This window comes from Pseudomonas sp. ANT_J28 (assembly GCF_008370005.1).
GTDB lineage: Bacteria > Pseudomonadota > Gammaproteobacteria > Pseudomonadales > Pseudomonadaceae > Aquipseudomonas > Aquipseudomonas frigoris.
The window spans coordinates 1-17,226 of record NZ_VOBM01000039.1 but is presented as its reverse complement, the minus strand read 5'-3'; the positions used below and the strand labels follow the sequence as shown (position 1 = coordinate 17,226).

The window sequence follows — 17,226 nt, the reverse complement described above, 5'->3', positions numbered from 1 at the left end:
GAAAGGTGATGGGTAACAGTGGGAAATCACCTACAGGCGAAGCCGATAATTATTGGCAGTTGTTTATGTGGCGTCTGACAGATCGCCTTCGCGAGCAAGCCCGCTCCCACATTGGATCTGCTTCTGGCACAAATTCTCTGCTCACTGGAGATCTAGTGTGGGAGCGGGCTTGCTCGCGAAGAGGCCCGCCCAAGCAACGGAAAATCCAAACCTGATCGACATAAAAAAACCCCACCTGGCTCAACACCTGGCGGGGTTTAGATGACTCGGAACGCTTACGCGACGTTCATGATCTTGTGCTCATCAATCAAATGCTGCACCACACCCGGATCCGCCAGGGTAGAGATATCCCCCAACCCATCGTATTCAGCCGTGGCAATCTTACGCAGAATGCGGCGCATGATTTTACCCGAACGGGTTTTCGGCAGACCCGGCGCCCACTGGATGACATCCGGCGAGGCAATCGGGCCAATCTCTTTGCGCACCCAGTTTTTCAGTTCCAGACGCAGTTGCTCGCTCGGCTCTTCGCCACCGATCAACGTGACATAGACATAAATACCCTGCCCTTTGATGTCGTGCGGCACACCGACCACGGCCGCTTCGGCGACTTTCGGGTGAGCGACCATCGCGCTTTCGATCTCGGCAGTCCCCATGCGGTGGCCGGAGACGTTGAGCACGTCATCCACGCGACCGGTAATCCAGTAGTAACCGTCTTCGTCACGACGCGCGCCGTCACCGGTGAAGTACATGCCGCGGAACGTCTTGAAATAGGTATCGACGAAGCGGTCATGGTCGCCATACAGCGTACGCGCCTGGCCTGGCCACGAATCGAGAATCACCAGGTTACCCTCGGCAACGCCTTCGATGATGTTGCCCAGGTTATCCACCAATGCCGGCACCACGCCGAAGAACGGACGTGCAGCAGAACCCGGCTTGAGCGCGTGCGCACCCGGCAACGGGCTCATCAGGGTCGCGCCGGTTTCGGTCTGCCACCAAGTGTCGACGATCGGGCAACGGGACTGGCCGACGTTCTTGTAATACCAATCCCACGCTTCCGGGTTGATCGGCTCACCGACCGAACCCAACAGACGCAGGCTGCTGCCATCGGCGCCTTCAACGGCAGCCTTGCCCGACGCCATCATCGCGCGGATGGCGGTCGGCGCGGTGTAGAGAATGTTGACCTTATGCTTGTCGACGATTTTCGCCACCCGGGTGATGTCCGGGTAGTTCGGCACGCCTTCGAACAGCAAGGTGGTCGCGCCATTGGCCAGGGGGCCATAGACAATATAGGTGTGGCCAGTAACCCAACCGACGTCGGCGGTGCACCAGTAGACTTCGCCCGGACGGTAGTCGAACACGCGCTCGTGGGTCATCGCCGCGTACAACAGATAGCCGGCGGTGGTGTGCTGTACACCCTTCGGCTTACCGGTCGAACCGGAGGTATAAAGGATGAACAACGCTTCTTCAGCACCCATCTCTTTCGGCGCGCATACAGCGCCCGCAACCTTCATCAGGTCTTCGTACCAGATGTCGCGATGCTGGTTCCACTTGATGTCGCCACCGGTGCGCTTGCACACGATGACTTTTTGAATGCTGCTGGTTTCCGGGTTGGTCAGCGCGTCGTCGACGTTGCTCTTGAGCGGGATCTTCTTGCCGGCACGAATGCCTTCGTCGGCGGTGATCACCACTTTGGATTTGCAGTCGATGATCCGGCCCGCCAGGGCTTCCGGTGAGAAACCACCGAACACCACCGAGTGAATCGCGCCGATCCGGGTACACGCCAGCATGGCGACCACGGCTTCGGGGATCATCGGCATATAGATAGTCACCACGTCGCCGCGGTGCACATCCTGGCCGCGCAGGGCGTTGGCGAACTTGCAGACTTGTTCGTGCAGCTCGCGATAGGTGATGTTGCGGCTTTCGGCAGGGTCATCCCCTTCCCAAATGATCGCGATTTGATCGCCGCGTTCGGCCAGATGACGGTCGAGGCAGTTGTAGGAAACGTTCAGGGTGCCGTCGGCGAACCATTTGATGTCGACATGGTGATCGTCGAAGGAAGTCTGTTTCACCGTGGTGAAAGGCTTGATCCAGTCGAGGCGCTTGGCTTGCTCGCGCCAGAAGCCGTCCGGGTTGACGACGGACTGCTGGTACATGGCCTTGTAGGTCGCCTCATCAGTCAGCGTGTTGGCCGCAACCTCGGGACGAACGGGATACAGAGAAGCCGCACTCATCTTTGTTACCTCGGTGGAATAGTTGTTTTTGTATGACCCAGTTGTAGCCGGGCCGGGCCTATAGAACCATTCGACGATGGTAGTAACAAGCCCCTACAAAATGTGGCTATACCTAATCGAGGCGCTCAAGCCCGGTGATTTCAGGGGCTTTGGGCATTTATGACATTGGCTTCATCAGCGAGCCAAAGGTCGATTTTCTGGGATTGTTACAGGATCTGCCAATAGTGTTTATCAAAAGCACGCCTATATGAATGTAAACCCCACGTCTAAAATCAGCCTCGCCAACCAGGCAACGTGATTAACCAAGTTGCAGCCCCCACGAAGGCAGTTAATCCAAAACCTAGTACTTAAGTTCTACACGCAACCCCAAAAAGGTTGCGTGACCCCATTCGACCTCTAAAAGGTAAATCTGAAATGAAAGCTTTATTAGTTCTGGCCCTCAGCAGCCTGTGCGCAACCGCCATGGCAGACGAGGTCCCGACTGATGTCGCACAGCAGCAACCCGCCGTTGAGGAATACACTTACTCCACTCACCTGGACATCGCCAAAGTTATATCGATGAGCGAAATCCCGAATGTGTGTGAAGTTGTTCCAGCAACAATGGAATACGACGACTCCAAAGGCCAACGCCACATTCTGCGCTACAGCGTCATGGGTAACGGCTGCTCTAACGGCTAATCAGCCGCCCAAGGCACACAACGCCAACGAACCTGGAGCCACTACCATGAAAACCAAACTGATCCTCGCCCTGACCCTCTCTGTCCTGGCCGCTAACACCTTCGCCGCTGACGGCTACGACCGCACTGGCTCGGCTGCTTACAACACGCAAGCGGCTGTCGCTTCTGACGGTCACGACCATACCGGTTCGGCGTCTTTCGCCTCCGATGGCTCCGACCACACCGGCGCTGCCAAGGTAGCTGCGGATGGTGCAGACCACGTTGGTGCGGCTCGTCTCAGCTGATCATTGAGCGTGACTTCACAGCCCGACTTCGGTCGGGCTTAGTTGTGTCTAGCAGCATCGAAAAGCGACTTAAAACACAACATGTAGTGAAAGACGTGATTTTTTGGCTATTTTTTGAACAAAAAATATTCCAGGTAAAATTTATGAAAAAAAATCTGCACCCGCGACATCCAGCCAAAGCCCTGTAAACCCTCGCTCCGACCGAAAAACCTTCCGTCTCGACCGCTCCATGCGCGGATTCGCCCCACCACGGCCGCAAAAATTTCCCTATAATGCCGCCTTAAACGGGCCTGCAATATTCCCTTACAGGGATAACAGCCAGTCTGAAGCCCACGCCGAAGTCTTCACCGATTTCGGCGCCCGTCAGAGGCTCTCGGAACCCCGTACAAAATTATGTTTATTTGCCTGCGTGTACCGCTGCAAAAAACGCTATCCAACGCGGCCAGTACGGTCGTGTGAAAAACCAACCAATCAGTTTTCACACGGGCATCTGGCCCTCACGCAGGAGACGACACGTCATGCTGAGCTGGGACGAATTCGACAAAGAAGACAGCGGCGAAACCGTTGTAAAAGGCGCCAACGCCGGCCACGCAACTGAAGCCAACATGGACCGCCTCGACACCGCTGGTGGCGTCGCGGCTCAAGAAGCCCGCGCTGTAACCGCGTCCGACTCCGCCGCAATCGCCCGTGCAAAAGCTGCCCTGGACAACCTCGACATCGCCGAAGGCCTCGCCGAACTCGAAGGCGCCTCCGCCCGTGTGGCCGTCGACGAAAAGCGCATGATCAACTGCCGCGCCGACCTCAACCAGCTCGTCCCGTTCAAGTACGACTGGGCCTGGCAGAAGTACCTGGACGGTTGCGCAAACCACTGGATGCCGCAAGAAGTCAACATGACCGCCGACATCGCCCTCTGGAAAGACCCGGAAGGCCTGACCGACGACGAGCGCCGCATCGTCATGCGCAACCTCGGCTTCTTCTCCACCGCCGACTCCCTGGTTGCCAACAACCTGGTGCTGGCCGTGTACCGCCTGATCACCAACCCGGAATGCCGCCAGTACATCCTGCGCCAGGCATTCGAAGAGGCGATCCACACCCACGCCTACCAGTACTGCATCGAATCGTTGGCCATGGATGAAGGCGAGATCTTCAACATGTACCACGAGATCCCATCGGTCGCGAAAAAAGCCACCTGGGGCCTGAAATACACTCGCTCGATCTCCGATCCGAAGTTCGAAACCGGCACCGTCGAAACCGACAAAGAGCTGCTGCGCAACCTGATCGCCTACTACTGCGTTCTGGAAGGCATCTTCTTCTACTGCGGCTTCACCCAGATCCTCTCCATGGGCCGCCGCAACAAAATGACCGGCGTCGCCGAGCAGTTCCAATACATCCTGCGCGACGAATCCATGCACCTGAACTTCGGCATCGACGTGATCAACCAGATCAAAATCGAAAACCCGCACTTGTGGGATGCTGAAATGAAGGAAGAAGCTTCGCAGATGATTCTGCAGGGCACTCAGCTGGAAATCGAATACGCGCGTGACACCATGCCTCGTGGGGTGTTGGGTATGAACGCGGCGATGATGGAGGATTATCTGAAGTTCATCGCTAACCGTCGCTTGTCGCAGATTGGGTTGAAGGAAGAGTATCCAGGGACTACGAATCCGTTCCCTTGGATGAGCGAGATTATGGACTTGAAGAAAGAGAAGAATTTCTTTGAGACGCGGGTTATTGAGTATCAGACTGGTGGGGCGTTGAGCTGGGATTGATTCCTGGAGCCGTAGTTTTTCAACGTCTTCTGAAATTTTTTCAACAAGACTGAAACCATCCGTCAAAAGAAACACCTAAATACCATCGAGGGGTCAGCCCTCGGTGGTACTTCACTCTCACGCCTCTCACCTTCTGACAATCCTTCGCCCTCCCCTCCCCAAAAAAATCAGCCGTCTCTACTCTTTAAATTTAAGCACTACGAACATCGTTGAGCGGCAATTCGCCTAGAATCCGAAGTGCTACGCTCGCGTGTCATTTCAACTGGCGAACATTGCGAGCATAACGAGTATCTCCGCCAAGTCCAAAGTATGAGTAGCATCATGACCGCAGCTCAACACTGGGCAGTCAGATGCAAGATTCTGCGGATGGAAGTGGCTACGTCATCATTGACTTGTCGCCTGCCCCCTCCGCGAGATTAGGACAACGTATCGGCAAAGTACTGATTTCACGGAAATTGAATCTATCTTAGCATTGGGAGATTGATAAGCTTTTGAGCAATGGTAGCTTGTGACTTCCCCCCGTAAGTCGCTAATAATTTCAGCCCAATAAAAAAGGCTTCCACTGAGGGAGCCTTTTTTATCGAGCTAATCATAATCAGCCATCTAAGCTTCAAAGACAAACAAAAATCAAATATCAACACTCTCTTTATGAAACTGTATGGATGGTAAAAATGTAATTTGCACTCTAGGAGATGGAACATTTCTTTCTACACGAGGTAAATCTTTCAACACCATTACTACACCAGATGGAATTGACTGAACCTTATCCTCTCCTAACCCTGCAATTGGGTCTCTCGAAAAGCCGTCTATCATACCCTCTTTAAACTTTACAAAAGTACTGAATGATTCAACACTTTTCAGAGCAGTAGAAACATCCGTTACGTTCTTTATTAAGCCGGTTGGAAATCCTTCCTTTAGGAGCATTTCACTCAAACGACTTAACAACCAACGACGAAGCTCCCCAGAGAACAGCAGTCTTTGCTTGATTGAGCTAGCGACCTTTTCACTGCGCAGCACGGCCAAGACAGAACTATTATTCAAACTAACAAAATAATCAGGAAGTTCCGCCTTTGCAGAGAACACCCGAATTTCAACGGCACCAAAAAAAACACGATATCCTGGCACAATTGGGACACCAATACGACCTAATTGATGAAGAGCTGTGTGCTGAACCTCTAAAGCATAAATTTCGTTAAGTCGCCCTAAATAAGAAAAACCCACCTCTTTACTTAATGTTTTTTGGTCGACAGTAAGGAGATTTTTATTACCCCACTCGATCTGGGTAAACTTTTCGCCATCTCGTATTAAGACATCACCATCAGAACCCATTTGTTTTATTGTAGCGCGCAACAAATCAATTTCAGTAGATTCGACTTGTCGCCCACTACCTTGAACACACAACACTTGGCCATTTGTGATTTTTCCTTGTAACAAATCACAAGTTTGGGAGATAACCATTAAAAAGGTCGCATCCGACCCGTTAACGATAGCTCCCTTTCCTCTACCGCTGGATATTTTAGGTGGCAGCTTTACAAAAAGATCGCCAAAACGAATTTGCCTTTGCTTGTTCTTATTTCTAAAAAGCTCCCCCGATGCAGGTTTAACGGAGGAAAAGTCAGAAAACAAATTAGACACGTTTTGCGTTGGCTCACAGTGCCCCAGCAATACCTCGTAGCTTTCCGCTGGAAGATCCATAGACTTCTCGGCCAGTACGATATCTCTCTGGATAGAGGCGGTCAAAAGCTGACCCGAGAGCCAACCCAAATAGTCAGATAAAGGTTCTTTCTCTGTGACCAATTGCGCAGTATAAAGAGTAGCTAAATCCTCCAGCTCAAGCCCTTCAATTTGCTCAAGGAGATTATGTGCAGCTGATGAGATGGCCTTCTCAAGGCTAACATGAACACTCCTAAATTTTTTTAATTCACCCTCTTGAAGGGAAAATGTATCTACGGCATCAGCAAACTCCGCCTCGGCTGTTAGCTTTCTTACAAACCGAAAAAAACCTCCGGGAGTTGACGCACATTTGCGAAAGTTATACGCATCATTCTCCGCTAAATTGGGAAGACTAGAAATAAGGATTACGAAAGGATGAGTACAGCCTTCCTCTTGTTTTGCGCGACAAACTATTGATTTCAAAAACGCAATACTTTCCGCAACCTTCCCTTCTATATCATCCGGCACTTCATTACTAAGAAGATAATCTATAACTATTAATGAGACATCCGTTTCAACAAGATCCAAATCTGGAAGAGAAGGCGTTTTCACCACACTCCACCCTCTACTTTTTAAAATCCTTTCGATTTTAGACAAGGGAGTATGATGTTGGCTAAGCTCTTCAACCAAATCAGAAAAAACTTGTTCAACCAGCTGCTTCTTTGATGGTAACTTATTGCGTATATTCCAGAACCTCAAAATCTCTTCAGGTTTAGAGGTGAGAGGCTCAAAATACAAACGTCCATTTGCCTCACCAACAAGTCCGAACTGTTGATCAAACCAATTTTTGGTCTCAACATTATCCGTTAGAAACCGTCGTAATCGCACAGTTTGCTTCTGAAAATCAGAAACAGTAGGACGCGCAAAAGCATCATCGATAAACAATGCTTTTCTCTTCAACTTCCTTGTAGCCATTTATTTACTCTCAAATCCGAATACAAAACCAGCATGAGAATCTCGAGAATCTGCCTTAATCAGTGATACCGAGATATTATTTTCAGCGCACAAGTTCTTCACTATATACAACCCGATCCCGCGACCTGACGGTTTTTTACTAAAGAAAGGATCGAAAACCTTCTCACCATCGGCTTTTCTTATACCAGGCCCGTTATCTCTAAAAATAATTTCTCGAGCATCAACATCAACTGCAATTTCTATACAAGGCAAATAGTCATTTGTTTCGCCATTAGCTTCAAGAAGCATCGCGCTGTGATGTGTTAACCAATAGACTGAGTTAGATATCAGATTTTCAAAAATTTGATACATTTGGCCTTGAACAACGGTAGCGAAAAAATGGCTAGGCTCTTCAAATGAAACGGTAATCCCATGCCTCTCAAATTGAGAACATTTGCCCCGCGAGTACTGCGCTCAGGCCGGCGATACCGACCTCTACCTGTTCGACAGGCTTTCTACCGAGGAAGGCCTTTTCTACTATTTCAAATTCGACGCAAGCACTCACACTCTAGTTCATGGCGACAAGCTCTATGTTCAGGAGCGTATCAAGGGTGGGCCGGTGCTCTACACTACTCAGCCAGCAGCAGATGCCGAGCATCCGGTGCTCTATGCGTTCAGTTACACCGAAAACGTCCGCACGGCTGAGCAGACGCAGCGCGATTACACCTTTAAACGCCCCACCTTCGACCAGCAGCAGAATCTTGCCGGTGATGACCTGAATAATCAGGCCCAGGACTACGAACGTTACGATTACCCTGGACGCTACAAGGCCAGTGCTGTCGGCAAACCTTTTACTGAGAATCGCCTACGCGGTCATCGCCGTGATGCGCAGATTGCAGTGGTCGAAGGAGATGATCCTCGTCTGATTCCCGGCCTGTCGTTCCAGCTTACTGGTCACCCTAGAGAAGATTTCAACCGGTGGTGGCGTTCGGTCCGAATCACCCATAAAGGTGTACAGCACGCCAGCCAGCAAGAAGAATCTGCCGGTGCGGAGATGGGGGTTAGTTACGATTTTACCGCCGAGATTATTTCCGAGGAAACAGAGTGGCGCCCTGCGCCGATGCCCAAGCCCCGTATCGATGGGCCACAGATCGCCAGCGTGGTGGGGCCTGAAGGCGAGGAAATCTACTGCGACGAATGGGGACGGGTAAAAATCCAGTTCCCATGGGATCGGGAAGGCAAAAACAATGAGTTCAGCACTTGCTGGATCAGAGTGTCGCAAAACTGGGCCGGCGCGGAATGGGGGCACATGGCGATTCCGCGCATCGGACAGGAAGTTATCGTCGACTACCTCGATGGAGATTGTGACCAACCGATCATCACTGGCCGCACCTACCGTGCGACCAACTCTCCGCCATACCAACTCCCGAATCACAAAATTCTGAGCACCATCAAAAGCAAGGAGTACAAGGGGACCAGGGCCAACGAGCTGCGCATCGACGACACTACCAAACAAATTAGTGCTGCATTGATGAGTGATCATGGCAGTACCGCATTGCACCTGGGCTATCTGACTCACCCGCGTCCAAGTGGTGGAGAGCCACGCGGTGAAGGTTTCGAGCTGCGCACAGACGAACATGGCGCGCTTCGCGCAGCCAAGGGCCTGCTGCTCAGTACTGAAGAGCAACTGAATGCCAACGGTGGGCATCTCAACCGCGCCACTGCCGTTCAGGTATTGGAGGCCGCTCTTCAACTGGCTAAAGAGTTGGGCGACTACGCCGCAGATCATCAGGGTGTTGGCCATGACACCGAGCCACAGAAGACGCTCAGTGAGGCGGTTCGTGACTTGGGTAATGGTGCCAATGATGAGTCTGGAAAAACCAACGGTGGTAAACCTGCTATTGCTTTGAGTGGTCAGGCCGGTATCGCGGCGGTGTCTCCCAATAGCGTCACTCTGGCTGCTGGCGAGCATATCGATAGCGTTGCGCAACAGAATCAGCAATTCACCTCGGGCCAGAAATTCGTAGTTAATGCAGGCACCGACTTGGGGCTATTCGCTCAAAGCGGTGAGATGCGACACATCACTCACCAGGGGCCGATGCTCCTACAGGCTCAAAAGAACAACATCAGCTTGGAGGCGGATCAAAGCGTGGAGATTAGCGCGAGCACTCAACACGTGGTGATCTCTGCCAAGGAGCACATCACCCTGACCTGCGGCGGTGCCTACCTAACCCTTAAGGGAGGCAACATCGAACTGGGTATGCCCGGCAATTTTATCGTCAAGTCGGCCAAGCACAGCTTTATCGCCCCAGCTCACGCGTCCACCGTCTTTAACACGTGGGCCCAAACTCCGTTCAATGAGCGAGTACGGGTGGTACGCAATGGGACGCCATTACCGAATTACCGTTACGCACTTACGCGAAGTGATGGTGCCCGGGTGGAAGGCGTTACTGATGGTGATGGTTGGGCCGCAATGCAGCAGGGTCTGACGACTGAAGGTTATGAGTTTCATCTACTTGGTCCAAGTGAGACATGACCATCATGCAAATCCCTAATATCGGAAAAGCCAGAATCTACATTGAAAGTCGTCAAAACAAGGCAGGGAGAGCCTAATGAGTGAGCCAACAAGGCCGGTACCAACCCAAATTGGCCCAGATGGGAACGTTACCGCACGTGTGACCATGAGCCGCACATCCAACAATGTCCGCGCTGAACTCAACGCACCTCCGGACCACGCCATCCCGATTATTTTTGTGCCCGGCATCATGGGCAGTCCGTTGTTGGCGACGGGAGCCAACGCTCGCATCATGGGCAACGATAATCGATGGGCGTGGTTTCCTGATGATGCTGCTGGCTGGGTGGCGGGAGTCACCAAATGGAAAAGCTACAACAGTTTGACCCCAGTTGAACGCAAGCAACTACTTGACCCGCAACTAACCCGCGCTCTGTCGAACCCTCAGGATTCCGATCTCGAAACGGTGAGCAAATTTGTCAGCACGCTGCCGGTTCAAGAGGCAAGGAATCGTGGCTGGGGATCCGTGTCGCTCGATTCTTATGGGAGCATTCTCAACTTCCTTGAAGTACAGCTACGTTTCATTGCAACCCCAGAGGGCAAGCCCTACCCAGGGGTTATGGCTGCGGTGCCAAACAATGTTTCGGCTTGGGGCGAGCTCAAGGGCTACAGTCCACTGAAACCAGAAGCATTGAAGGCTGCGGCTGAATTTCGGTACCCCGTCTATGCAGTGGGTTACAACTGGCTCAACTCCAATGCCCAAGCCGCTGACTATCTTGCAGGTCGAATCCAATCCGTTCTTGAACGATGCAGAAAAGAGCTGGGTGTTAAGTGTGAGCATGGTGTGATTTTGGTCACTCATTCCATGGGTGGATTAGTGGCGCGCATGTGTGCCAAGCGCAACCCAAACCTGATCCAAGGCGTGGTTCACGGTGTCCAACCAGCCATCGGTGCAGCAACTGCCTATCGTCGTGTTCGAGCGGGATGGGAGGATATGGCAGGGGCCATTGGGCTCGGCGGGACTGGCAAAAAAATCATGCCAATCTTTGCAAATGCTGCGGGGCCCTTGGAGTTGTTACCTAATCAGCGTTATGGCGCTGGTTGGTTGAGCATCACTTGCAATGGAAAAGAATTATTTCAGATGCCTACTGGGCCAGATCCATACACGCAGATTTACTTAAAGAAGAACGCGTGGTGGAAACTGATGGATGCCGCCTGGATAAATCCAATCGGGAATTCATCCCCGGGCACGCTAGCCAGCGCTTGGAGCAACTATGAAAAAATGCTCAGTCAAGCAAAGTCTTTTCACGCTGGGCTAGGTACTTATTATCACCCCAACAGCTTCGTTCATTACGGGGCAGATAGCAGTCATCAGGCGTTCCATCGAGTCACATGGAAGCTTGGCACTGGAGTTATCCCTTCCCATAAGCCAGGAATGCCCGCTACCCCCGTTCCGACGCCCTCACGCGAACATGCTTTGTCTCTACGACTGAGGGGTGAAAATCACGAAGGGCGAGCGTGGATGGTTGATGACATCAGCGAGGACCAGTTGATTAACCAGTACGGTGTGGGAATTGGCCATAACACCCGTGGTGATGGTTACTTCGCTGATCTTCAAGGCCAGGATCAAGCGGGCGACGGCACCGTGCCTGCACATGCCGCCGAAGACGCTGCGGAGCAAGCAGTGTTCGCTGCCCGTATGACAGGCTATGACCATCAGGGCTCCTACAAGAACCGCAATGTACAGAACCTAACGCTGTATTCGGTTCTGAGAATAGGTGCCAATGCCAAGAAGCTCTCGGCATGATCGCTCGCCGCCATCTTCTAATCGTTGCCCTTGTAGTCTCAATACTGGGGGCTTCCGCATACGGATGGCACCAGTGGCGCTTACCCCATTCCAACCAGAGCCATAACATGAGTGACTTGACACAAAATATGCAGACCTACTGCGTCGGTCGGCTACTAGTCGACCTGCCAAAAGGGACCACTTGGACCTCCCAGGCAAGTGGCGCGCAATTAGGCAACATGGCACTTTCCGTGACTACTGGCGTTACCCAGCAGCAATACGACGAGCTAGTTGAGCATCGATGGCAAGAGGTGCTGGCAATCAAGACAGACAACAATGGAAAAGCTTATTTGCGACCCTCGGAACGCGTTGCAACGCCCGAGGGAGGAGCCGTCTTTGTCTATGAGTTTGAACACGTGGATGGTTTGGCTGAGGATGACGAGACTGTTGTTCAGCAGCTTTTTCACCAAGCCGAAGGCTATCTATGGCGCGACGGCACTCTCTTCAAAATCACACCATCACTCAACAGCAAAGATGCCATTGCCAAACTGTTTCCTCGACTGCATGCGCGAGCAGCGGACGAGATACCGAGTCGCCCTGGCTTATGCTTGAGCGGCGCATTTGTGGATGGGTACTACGACCTCGCCAGTGGTGATCAGGAAGAAGTGAGCTGGGGATTTACGCTGCCTCGCAACTTGGGCGTGGTAGTGCGACACGGAATGGTGTGGGAGCCTGAGCAGCCTATGCTTGAACGGCGTCGTGAAGCCGACAGGGAAAGCGCTGGATTGATAGCTCGCATGCTAGCGGACCCTGGTGTCGTTGCTGGGCGCAAAGAATATCGAGCGGCAACGCGAGTTGTTGGAGAGCTGGATGGCGAGGAATACGTCATGGGTGGAACAGAAGGCAAAGGTCCACAAGAATTCAAAACCAATGTTGGTGGTGAATGGAACTTTGTCGGACATGGAGCTCCTACGCCATTGCCAAGTGTTAATTTGGGTATGGACACTACCTATCTGACATCTATAAAACCATCGGCATTGGGCGAGTTTCCTAATTTTGAAGATGTATCTGGAGGCCCAACCGAGGCAGAGTTCTTCGAGATCTGGGACGCCATAATTGAAAGCGTGCGCTTTCGTCCAGGAGCCCTGACACCACCGTCAGGAGGAAAACCCCTCATTAGTCCTTCTAGCCCAGTGACATCAACTGTGGTCAGCAAGCCAGGAGCAAATGACTACGCTCTGGAGGAGTTCCTTACTGGGCTACCACCGTCCCAGGACTGGATGGATAAGCTTTAGTGCTGATCAGCGCTGGTACATATCAAACCTTCGAACGCATACAGGGATGGAAAAGTAATGCACCCACCTACCACCGACTCGATCAAACCGGATCACTCTCGACTTGCTGTCGCTTCAGTCCTCGTCGTGATATTTGGCTTGCTATTCATCGTGCTGCGTATCGCTCAGCAAAATTACATGATGGCCATTGGCGCGGTCTGGGTAGCGAACAGCCTGACAATGGTCTTGCATGCGCTGTATTGGCAGCGCTATGGTTTGTCGGGGCCATATAAAGTTGCTGTTGTGGCTCAAGGTCTGATTACGATCGCCCCGCTGCTGTTCGGACAGTCCGGCCTAGCACTGATTCTTTTCATGCTGGGCGGAGAGATCCGTTTTTGGTAGTGCAGGTGGGCAGGTCAGCTAATCGCGGACATCCCGATAGTTAATTCAGGCAATCTCACGTTCGCAACAGGTATGCGAGCAACTCCCCTGCGGTCACACAGGTCCTCAGGGGCCCGTCAAGCAAGCAACCTTTAAGCGTTTACAGGTCAGCTTCGGTGATGCACCTCAAAGGAAGAGACATGGATATCATTCGACTCGGCGACTCCACCAGTCACGGCGGAACCGTTATTGAAGCTTTCAGCCAAACTGACTTATATGGCAAACCCATGTCTGGAGTTGGGCATAAGGTCGACTGTCCTAAATGCAAAGGAACATTTCCCATATCTGAGGGAAGCGCCACGCTGGATGTCGATGGTGTACCCGTAGCGCTCCACGGCATGAAAACCTCCTGCGGTGCCAGCCTGATCGCGAGCAATCCCAACGGCAACGCTGATAGTTGAGAATTGCAGAGCGCATTTTCGATGGTCACTTATCCTGTGCTGCATTTGAGTCTAATCAGCTAAACGAAGCTTTTATGTCAGAAAAACCACCTCAACATGTGGTCCTAGACCGTTCCAAGCGATTGCGCCAGGCCACTGAACGCTTGGGTTTGTCGAGCGATGCAACTCTTTGGTCTGGTTGGCATGTGAAATACCAATTCATTTGCTTGTACGGACACCTCTTCAGCACGACTCCCGTCACGCTATTGAGTCCGACCGCCAAAGGCTGCCCAGAGTGCAGCGCACAGCGCTCCATGCAAGTTTTGCTAGATGCGGTCCAGTTACAGGGAGTGTCTTGCCTTTCTACGCAGTGGAAGGGCGAGAAAAGCCTGTACGATTTTTATTGTGGATGCGGTCATCGTTGGCAACGCAATGCCAGGAATGCTTTGCGTCATCCAGGCTGTCCTGCCTGCGTTAAACGGGCTCGATACCAGAAGACTCGCTTAACCGATGGCCTTGAAAGGCTTCAAAAGGCAGCGGAGAAAAAGGGAGGTCGGTGCCTGAATGAAACCTATTTGGGAACGGGCCGACGTCATCAGTTTATTTGCGCTCAAGAACATACGTGGTCTGCCATGGGCCACGAGATCTTACGAGACTCATGGTGCCAGCGTTGCGCAATCGGACAGTTTTCTAAACAACGATTGCACCCGGAAGGATTCGAACGTATTCGAGCTATTGCCGCTAGTCATGACGGGATTTGCTTGAGTGAGGGGGAATATCTAGGTGTACGCCAACGTGTGCTTTTTCGTTGCAAAGTGGGGCATGAGTGGGAAACGCTTGGCCGCCGGGTGATCAGAGGCACATGGTGCCCGATATGCAGCATTGATAAGCGCCGATTAACGCTGGCTGATGCACAGAGCGCGGCATCCGCGCACGGAGGACAGTGCCTTTCAATGGCCTATGAGAATAACGCTGTGTACATGGAGTGGTTGTGTCATCGCGGCCATCACTGGCGAGCGTCTTTGGCGGCGATACGAGCTGGTCATTGGTGTGCACAATGTGCCGTTATTGCGCGAATCAGTAACCGTAAATCTAAAGCTCTAATGCGCTATACATCCGTTTTTGGGGGATGAAGGCAGGTTTTTTGTTCGCGATTTTCGGCTGTCGAGTGGAAATGCATAAGGTCCTTAGGCAGCTATTACACGGGTTAGCGGCAAGAGTTTCTCGTACGCTCGCAGTTGAATACAGGAAAAATGATGGTTTTTTGCTACTACCGCGCTGACAGTATCGTCACTCTTCTATAGATTCCTGTCGTATTGCACCTCCAAGGCAGGAACCGCTCATGAAGATAGGCATCGATTTTGGCACCAGTTACTCCAGCGCCGCGGTTTTTCGCAATGGCCAGATCGAACACATCATGTTCGATGGGCAGCCGCAATTTAGGACGGCGGTATTCTTTCCCGATCGCGCCGCCGACCTCTCCAGGTTCGAACTTACATCGCTTCACGAGCAAGAAGTCAGCGATGGAATTCGCTCAGCCAAAGCGGCTTATGCCAGACGATTGTCGGATTACAACAAGGATATCGTCGCGATAGAAATGCGCGCTCGAGCCGCAGCTCGCTTAAAAAAACCGATGTCCGCGCAGGACAAGGAAGAGCGCCGAGCCATGATTGCTAAGCCATTCCTGAGCAGCGATCAGGACCTTCGTGAATCTGCCATTAATTCGATCAAGCGTCGTTGGCTTAGCGATGAGACTGCGAAGGCAAAAGAGGCTGACATTCGCCTTGATGCTGCAATTTTTGGCGAGGAAGCCATTAATGCTCTGTTCATTTACGAGTCCGGTCGATTGATCCAGTCCCCGAAGTCGATGCTGGGTTTTCGCCTAGAGAAGGTTCAGCGTGGCTATATAACCAGCATTGTCACAAGAATTCTTAAACACATTCGGGAACAAACCAGCTTGCAGCTCGGGGTGCAGGTCACGCAGGCGACCCTTGGTAGGCCGGTTAAATTTCGAAGCTCTCTAGGCTCAGACGGAGGGGTGCAGGCCATTTCTATGCTAACTGAGGCTGCGACTGCTGCGGGATTTAAGAAGGTCGATTTTCTGCATGAGCCGTCCGCCGCTGCCGTGGGTTATCACTCCAGTTCAACTATGGCTCACCAAGCATTGATAATAGATATAGGGGGGGGAACCACCGACATTGCATTGGCTGAAGTCGGCGCTGGGGGGCCGCAGCCTCATATTCTGAAAACGTGGGGTGAGCCCAAGGGCGGTACTGACGTTGATCTAGGTCTTTCGCTCCGCTCAGTAATGCCGCTATTCGGTAAAGGGGTATGCTCAGAGCTGTTGGCACCGGTATTCATGGACGCCGCATTGGTGAGTGATCTTAATCGTCAGAAGTCGTTTCGGAAACACAGCTTCCCACGTACACCGCTTCCTTACTCTGCGCGATTGGCAACGTTGCAGAACCCGGGCATCCCAGTTCGCTTGAACAGTGATGTTGAGAAACTGAAGATTGAACTGAGTCTAGCTGCATATAGCGAGCGCTCATTGGATTACATCGAAACGGGACTAGTGGCGCGGGCGAACGAAACCCACTTGGCATTGGGGGCAGAGAGTTTCATGCGCACATTTCAGCAACTTCTTGCGCAAGTCAGCACAGAAATCAAGAGCCTTGCTCCCGTGCTGTTCTTGACCGGCGGTATGTCTCGAGCGCCATATGTGGTTGAAGCGGTAAGGCAAGCGTTCCCACAATACGAAATGGTTCCCAGCGAAGCGTCACTGGGAGTTGTCGATGGGCTTTCGGTTTATGCATCGTTGACTCAGGATTGCTAGGATTTATCCGGTTTATAGAATGATCATATTTGGCCATTCGCGACGCATCAGCAGCCATAGCTTCTTGCTGAGCGACAGCAGGCAATGGTAGTCATCATTGCCTGAAGAGACGTGCCAGCAAGGTGTGTGGACCGAACGGTCACGTCCGAGTGACTTTCAATTTTAGACTGAGCTATATCACGCCGAAGGATTTCGACTGCAGCCCCCCATCCAAAAACTCAATTCAGTCTTTAGTGAAACCCACTACACAATTTTATTAACGCTGAAAAAGAAATTCAGTGACTTTGAAAAAAAGATGTTGAAAGGTATGCGTCCGGGCATCACGCCTTGCCTGATTAGACCGGCTGCCACCTATGCGGCAGCAACTGATCGATTTCACTCGCGCGCTGCGTCGGCAGGCGCGTGAGGACATCTTTTAGATACGCGTACGGA

General features: G+C 52.1%; 12 protein-coding genes and 1 pseudogene. 9 read left to right on the top strand and 4 right to left on the bottom strand.

The features are described from left to right. Positions 1 to 275: 275 nt before the first annotated feature. On the bottom strand, positions 276 to 2,231 hold the full coding sequence (gene acs, locus FQ187_RS23290) for an acetate--CoA ligase (RefSeq protein ID WP_149631273.1): 1,956 nt from the start codon (positions 2,229 to 2,231) through the stop codon (positions 276 to 278). A gap of 414 nt (positions 2,232 to 2,645) precedes the next feature. Here acs and FQ187_RS23285 point away from each other — a divergent pair, with 414 nt between their 5' ends. The 3 genes from FQ187_RS23285 (at position 2,646) to FQ187_RS23275 (ending at position 4,961) form a co-directional block, all read left to right on the top strand. Continuing rightward, complete coding sequence (locus FQ187_RS23285; protein WP_123368728.1) at positions 2,646 to 2,909, top strand: DUF2790 domain-containing protein; 264 nt, start codon at positions 2,646 to 2,648, stop codon at positions 2,907 to 2,909. A gap of 46 nt (positions 2,910 to 2,955) precedes the next feature. Further along, positions 2,956 to 3,192, top strand: coding sequence for a hypothetical protein (locus FQ187_RS23280; RefSeq protein WP_149631272.1), 237 nt, complete (start codon positions 2,956 to 2,958; stop codon positions 3,190 to 3,192). A 518-nt stretch (positions 3,193 to 3,710) separates the two neighbouring features. Continuing rightward, positions 3,711 to 4,961, top strand: a complete 1,251-nt coding sequence (locus tag FQ187_RS23275) for a ribonucleotide-diphosphate reductase subunit beta (protein ID WP_008034875.1) — start codon at positions 3,711 to 3,713, stop codon at positions 4,959 to 4,961. A 627-nt stretch (positions 4,962 to 5,588) separates the two neighbouring features. On the opposite strand, the gene FQ187_RS23270 is transcribed toward FQ187_RS23275, so the two are convergent. Next, positions 5,589 to 7,559, bottom strand: coding sequence for a hypothetical protein (locus FQ187_RS23270; RefSeq protein WP_149631271.1), 1,971 nt, complete (start codon positions 7,557 to 7,559; stop codon positions 5,589 to 5,591). Between the two features lie 30 nt (positions 7,560 to 7,589). Continuing rightward, complete coding sequence (locus FQ187_RS23265) at positions 7,590 to 7,940, bottom strand: ATP-binding protein (protein ID WP_149631270.1); 351 nt, start codon at positions 7,938 to 7,940, stop codon at positions 7,590 to 7,592. A 76-nt stretch (positions 7,941 to 8,016) separates the two neighbouring features. Between FQ187_RS23265 and FQ187_RS23260 the strand changes: the two are divergent. The 6 genes and pseudogenes from FQ187_RS23260 to FQ187_RS23235 all read left to right on the top strand — a co-directional run. After that, positions 8,017 to 10,104, top strand: a pseudogene (locus tag FQ187_RS23260) (type VI secretion system Vgr family protein); the annotation flags it as partial. Positions 10,105 to 10,249: 145 nt separating this feature from the next. After that, complete coding sequence (locus tag FQ187_RS23255) at positions 10,250 to 11,887, top strand: triacylglycerol lipase (protein WP_256667415.1); 1,638 nt, start codon at positions 10,250 to 10,252, stop codon at positions 11,885 to 11,887. A gap of 107 nt (positions 11,888 to 11,994) precedes the next feature. After that, a complete protein-coding gene (locus tag FQ187_RS23250; RefSeq protein WP_149631268.1) occupies positions 11,995 to 13,161 on the top strand; it encodes a T6SS immunity protein Tli4 family protein in 1,167 nt (388 codons plus the stop codon). A gap of 57 nt (positions 13,162 to 13,218) precedes the next feature. Next, entirely contained in the window at positions 13,219 to 13,542 is a 324-nt protein-coding gene (locus FQ187_RS23245) for a hypothetical protein (RefSeq protein ID WP_149631267.1), read from the top strand. A gap of 179 nt (positions 13,543 to 13,721) precedes the next feature. Further along, positions 13,722 to 13,982, top strand: a complete 261-nt coding sequence (locus FQ187_RS23240) for a PAAR domain-containing protein (RefSeq protein WP_149631266.1) — start codon at positions 13,722 to 13,724, stop codon at positions 13,980 to 13,982. A 1,321-nt stretch (positions 13,983 to 15,303) separates the two neighbouring features. Further along, positions 15,304 to 16,794 carry an Hsp70 family protein gene (locus FQ187_RS23235; protein WP_149631265.1) on the top strand — a complete coding sequence of 497 codons (1,491 nt, stop codon included), beginning with the start codon at positions 15,304 to 15,306 and terminating at the stop codon, positions 16,792 to 16,794. A 335-nt stretch (positions 16,795 to 17,129) separates the two neighbouring features. Here the strand turns inward: FQ187_RS23235 and FQ187_RS23230 are convergent. Further along, a partial coding sequence (locus FQ187_RS23230; protein WP_149631264.1) for a transposase domain-containing protein occupies positions 17,130 to 17,226 on the bottom strand: 97 nt, incomplete at its 5' end.

Excerpts from the sequence above, each read along its gene's own strand:
- acs (WP_149631273.1), bottom strand. The coding sequence starts at position 2,231 with ATGAGTGCGGCTTCTCTGTATCCCGTTCGTCCCGAGGTTGCGGCCAAC.
- FQ187_RS23285 (WP_123368728.1), top strand. The coding sequence starts at position 2,646 with ATGAAAGCTTTATTAGTTCTGGCCCTCAGCAGCCTGTGCGCAACCGCC.
- FQ187_RS23280 (WP_149631272.1), top strand. The coding sequence starts at position 2,956 with ATGAAAACCAAACTGATCCTCGCCCTGACCCTCTCTGTCCTGGCCGCT.
- FQ187_RS23275 (WP_008034875.1), top strand. The coding sequence starts at position 3,711 with ATGCTGAGCTGGGACGAATTCGACAAAGAAGACAGCGGCGAAACCGTT.
- FQ187_RS23265 (WP_149631270.1), bottom strand. The coding sequence starts at position 7,940 with ATGTATCAAATTTTTGAAAATCTGATATCTAACTCAGTCTATTGGTTA.
- FQ187_RS23255 (WP_256667415.1), top strand. The coding sequence starts at position 10,250 with ATGAGCCGCACATCCAACAATGTCCGCGCTGAACTCAACGCACCTCCG.
- FQ187_RS23250 (WP_149631268.1), top strand. The coding sequence starts at position 11,995 with ATGAGTGACTTGACACAAAATATGCAGACCTACTGCGTCGGTCGGCTA.
- FQ187_RS23245 (WP_149631267.1), top strand. The coding sequence starts at position 13,219 with ATGCACCCACCTACCACCGACTCGATCAAACCGGATCACTCTCGACTT.
- FQ187_RS23240 (WP_149631266.1), top strand. The coding sequence starts at position 13,722 with ATGGATATCATTCGACTCGGCGACTCCACCAGTCACGGCGGAACCGTT.
- FQ187_RS23235 (WP_149631265.1), top strand. The coding sequence starts at position 15,304 with ATGAAGATAGGCATCGATTTTGGCACCAGTTACTCCAGCGCCGCGGTT.